The organism is Bacteroidota bacterium (assembly GCA_030706565.1).
Taxonomy (GTDB): Bacteria; Bacteroidota; Bacteroidia; order Bacteroidales; family JAUZOH01; genus JAUZOH01.
On the sequence record JAUZOH010000277.1, the window covers coordinates 1 to 5,131 of the forward strand.

Consider the following 5,131-nt stretch of genomic DNA (forward strand, 5'->3'; position numbering starts at 1 on the left):
CCTCCGTGGTTTTCTTTGAGTTAAAACTTTATTCAAACTTTTTATTCTCCATAAAATACAGGAGAATGAGATCGCTTCGCTTAGTTGTCGTCACAAAAAGTTTACAAAAAAGACTGTGACTGCGTCAACTCATTACGCCTCCTGACGTCGGCTTCATTCAGACAGTACGCAGTCAATAAGGATTTTGTTTTTAACGCTTCGCGGAGGAAAGTCCTGGAACTTTTTAATGAATCACCGGCCTGTTTTAGCCCCTTGATAAAGTGGGGTTGATGGACAATAATCACAGACTTTAATCTTTATTCCGTTTAGGGAAATATTTAGTTGCGAAACTTAAACAATTAATTATAAGAATAAAATAGTTGTATTTGCAAAAAATACTAATAAGACAATGTCATAATAAACTAATGATACGTTTATACTTTTTATTCATGAAGATTGTCCTGATTATTATGATGAGTGCGGACAAATTGGCTTGGTGTCTGGTTAAATTGCCGTATAAAGCATTTTGTAAAATTAGAAGGTTCTGTATATCCAACGGATTCGGCAATTTCGGAAATTTGCATATCTGTTGTAATAAGCAACTGAGCTGCCTTATTTAATCGAATAGTGCGGATCAAATTATAAACAGTCTGATTGGTTAAGGCAGAAACTTTTCTATAGAGCTGCATTCTGCTCATGGCCATATTGGATGCTAATATTGAGGGATCAAAATCGGGATTCCCAATATTCTTTTCAATATTTTGGGTAAGTTTTTCCAAAAATCGGGAATCAACCTTATTTGTTGCAACCGTTGAAAAATCCATGTTGTTGTTTTTACTAAACAGGCTGCGCAATTTCCGGCGTTGTTCTATCAGATTCTTGATTCTGGAAAGCAGTAAATTGGTATTAAAAGGTTTGGTGATATAATCGTCGGCACCAATTTCAAAGCTGTTGAGTTTGATTTCTTCGGAATGTCTTGCAGTTAAAAGAATAACAGGTACATGACTTGTACGTTCATCTATTTTAAGCTTTTTACATAATTCGATTCCATCCATTTTGTCCATCATAATATCGCTGACGATCAAATCTGGAATTTTTTGAACAGCAAGTTCAAATCCTTCTGCTCCGTTTGCGGCTTCAATAATATGATAGGAACTTTGCATTTCACCTGAAAGGAAGGTCCTTAATTCGGAGTTGTCTTCAACAATCAGTATAAGGGGTTTGTTTTTGGCAGAAGATGTTTTTACTTCATCCTTTTGAGGCTGCCCGGCAACCTCTGAAACTTCTTTTAGCTTCGTTTCATTGATGTTGTCTTGGGTTTGTGGATTTGATTCATATATCGGAAGATATACAGTGAAACAGGAACCTTTATTGACTTCACTATCAACCAAAATTGTCCCGTTATGCATTTCTATCAATTCTTTAGTCAATGACAGGCCTATGCCTGTTGCGGCACTTCCTATAGGTTTGTTTTTATTTGCCTGTTGAAAAGGGTTGAATATTTTATCCATGGATTCTGCCGGTATTCCAAAGCCTGTATCAGATATCTTTATTTCAAGATATTGTTCACTGGAGCCCTGAATCTGCAATGGGGTTTCTGACGAAGGTTTTTCTTCAAGGGCTAAAGTGATTGATCCGAAATCTGAAGTATATTTAAAGGCATTGGAAAGCAGGTTAAACAGAACTTTATCCAATTTGTCGGCATCGAAGAAAGTTAATAATTCAGTAAGGCCTGAATGGAATTTGAAAATAATATTGCGTTTTTCTGCATAGTTCTGAAAGGTGTTGTATGTCTTTTGGATAAAATCGATAATGTCTCCCTGATTCCATTCCATTTTCAGATAACCTTCTTCAATTTTTCTTAAATCCAGCAACTGATTGATCAGCCTGGTTAATCTTTGGACATTTTTTAGCATGATTTGATAATACGACTGCGTTTTTGCAGGGTCCAATTTATTTTTAATTAAAGATTCAAGAGGAGCAGAAATCAGGGTTAAAGGAGTACGGAATTCATGACTGATGTTGGTGAAAAATCTTAATCGCATAAGATCCAATTCATGCGTATGTTTTGCATTCAACCGTTCTAATGCTAAGGCGCTTTCCCGTTTTTCCTTATTGAGAAAATATAAAGAGGTACGGAATATTACACTGAAAATAAGGATGGTATAAATCAGATAAGCCCATATTGTTTTCCAAAATGGCGGTTTTATTGTGATTTTTAAAGTGATCAGTGAAGCATTGTTGTAAGCATTCGAATTATAAGCCTTAACTTTAAAAGTATAATGGCCGGGATTTAAATTCGTATATGTTATTTTATGTTCATTTCTTAAATTATTCCAGGAAGATTCCAAACCTTCCATTTTACAGGAATATTGTATTTCCTTAAGTTGATTGTAATTTAATGCTGCAAAGGCTATAGTTATAAAGTTTTGGTTATGATCCAAAGTGATGGATTTTAGCACGCTAATATCCTCTTTTAATGGAGACCCTTTGGTATTAATGCCTGCAGTTTTATTAAATATTTTTAAGTCTGTAAATGTAAGATTGGGTTTGAATGCTGATTGGGAAAATTCTTTAGGATTAAAGGCTGTCAGGCTCTTGTTGCTTCCAAAATACATATAACTGTCGACCGTACAATTTGAATCAAACAGGAAATCATCTGAAATGAGTCCGTCTTCTGTGGTGTAATTTCTGAATGAAGGGCCGGAAGGATTAAATCTGCACAGGCCATTATTGGTGCCCAACCAAAAAGCTCCGGAATTATCTTCAGCAATAGAATTAATGATATTATCGTTAAAGCCGTTATCAGAATTGAAATCTTTAAAAATGCCGGTTTTTAAGTTTAAAAAAGATATTCCTCCGTCCTGGGTCGAAAACCATAAGTTGCCATTTTTTGTCTGATAAAGTGACAATATACCTTTATCTGTAAGGGGTACTCCTTCTTTATCCTTAAAATCATGTTCAAATTTAAACCCTTTTGATGTTTTGATTATTTTATTAAGGCCTTCCTGCGTTCCTGCCCAAATGTTCCCATCCTTATCTTCAAATAAGCTCATGATTGTATTATTGCTGATCGAAGAATTGTCGGATTGGTTATTTGAAAAGTTCCTTATTATTGCATTTGCCTGATCCGGTTTTTCGGCTTCCGATGATTCCAGCAGACTGAGTCCGGACCATGTCCCTACCCATATGTTATTGCTTCTGTCCTCTAACAGGCACATTATAAAATCATTAAGCAGGGTTTTGGCTGGGAATGCTTTGGGATATAACCGGTAATTGATCAGTTTCCCTTTTCTGTATCCGGAACTTTTATCCGGCGTAAACTTTATTATGCCTTCACCTTGTGTGCCTAACCACAAGTTCCCTTTGTGATCGCACATGATGGATTGTATGGTTTTGATTGATTTACCTCCTGCAATAAGAGGCACATCAACGAAGGTGTGGGTGGCAGGGTAAAATTGTTTCAATCCTGCACCCATTGTCCCAACCCAGATAAAGCCTTTTCCTGAATTTAGCAGAGATCTTATTCCTGTTTTAAAATTTGACTTATCGCAGGAAAATGAATTGAACAGATTGTCTTTTAGGCATATCATGTTAATTCCATCCTCATTACAAGCCCATATTGCCCCATCTTTCGATTCGAATATCTGATTTATCGAGTTGGAGTTTAAAGCCGAATATTCCGGATTTTTGTTGGATATGATTGTTGTTTTTTCCCGGGAAGAGGGGTTCCAAAGCACTAGCCCGACATTGTCGGCACTTATCCATATATTGGAATGCTGATCTTTGAAAACCCAGGATGTCTGGGCGTTACTGGGATAATCTTTGATTTGAACACGATCGAATTTAGAGGTTTCAGTATTGAAGGATTCTAAACCGGCTCCATAGCAACCGATTAGAATATTTTTGTCGTCCATAAACGTGAAGGACGAATTAGCCGAATTTGTAAAGAAAGCTTTGATTTTTTTACTTCTAGAGTCAAAATATCCTAAATTCGATGTCGTCAAGAACCAGATTTTACCTGTTCGGGATTCTGTTAATCTGATTACATCGTTATTGGATAACTCTGAAGTCCTTTTGTTAAATTGGTTGATTAATCGAAAACTGTCATATCTGTTATCTAAATGTTTTATTTTAAATAATCCGTCAGTAGTACCTATCCAAATGTTTCCTGATTTATCTACCTGGAGGCAATTGATTGATAATTTCGAAACATTGACGGGTGAGTTAATATATATGGAAAAAGCTCTCCCTGTAATTGAATTATAGCCAATCAGTCCTTTATTATATGTCCCAATTAACAGCAATCCCGGCGTATATTCCACAATAGCACGGATATCTGATTTAGGGAAACTGTTTATTCTGTTTTTATTTGAGCTGATATTGGTAAAGCCATTCAGGTCGAACTTATATAAACCATTGGTCATGCCAAACCATAAGAACCCCTTGTAATCCTGGGCCATGCAGTAGGCTTTGATTTTTGGTAATTCGTACTTCTCATTAATATTTGTAATTAAAATTTTATTGGCTATGCTGGAACTTAGTATAAAAGAAATTAAGCACCATAAAATGAACCATCTTTTCATAGGTTAATTCTATTTATCAGTTGGTTAATAGTAATAAAAAATCAGGGATTTTTAGCAAGGGTAAAAATAGCAATTAATAAATCATAAAAAACCAATAATCATACTTGCCTATGAGTTTATCGAAGCAAATAGAATATAAGTACTTGATATTTAACTATGTAAAAGAGCGTAATAGGCCTTTTAAAATAATTTATGGACAACAATTTCTTCTGGCAGTTCTCCTTTCGCTATGAAAAATTAAATGAAGATAAAGAGGTAAATAATATAAGTTTCGCAAGTAAAATTTAGGCTGCTTCAGATATATGTATATTCCGGAGCAAACTGACTACCATTCCGGCCATATAGACCCTCTTTGCTGAAGGATTTAGGATAATTTCATATCAAAGAAATTGAAAGAACTTTTAAATCACATAAGTTCTAATACTCGGCGAAGCCGTCAAAAACAATTCCTTATTGACGAAAAACTGTCTGAGCGTATTCGCCTACTGGCGAAGAAGCGAGTTTTTTTCGTCACAGTCTTTTTTGCTTCCTTTTTGTGACGACAAAAAGGAAGAATAAAGTTTTCA

1 protein-coding gene is annotated in these 5,131 nt (G+C 35.3%); it reads right to left on the reverse strand.

All coding sequences use genetic code 11. From position 1 onward, the window contains the following. Positions 1–422: 422 nt before the first annotated feature. Positions 423–4,565 (reverse strand): two-component regulator propeller domain-containing protein, encoded by a 4,143-nt coding sequence (locus Q8907_12425; protein ID MDP4275076.1) that lies wholly within the window; start codon positions 4,563–4,565, stop codon positions 423–425. Between the last annotated feature and the right edge of the window lie 566 nt (positions 4,566–5,131).

What these genes read in the sequence shown, in the direction of transcription:
- Q8907_12425 (MDP4275076.1), bottom strand. Translation starts at nt 4,565, where the DNA reads ATGAAAAGATGGTTCATTTTATGGTGCTTAATTTCTTTTATACTAAGT.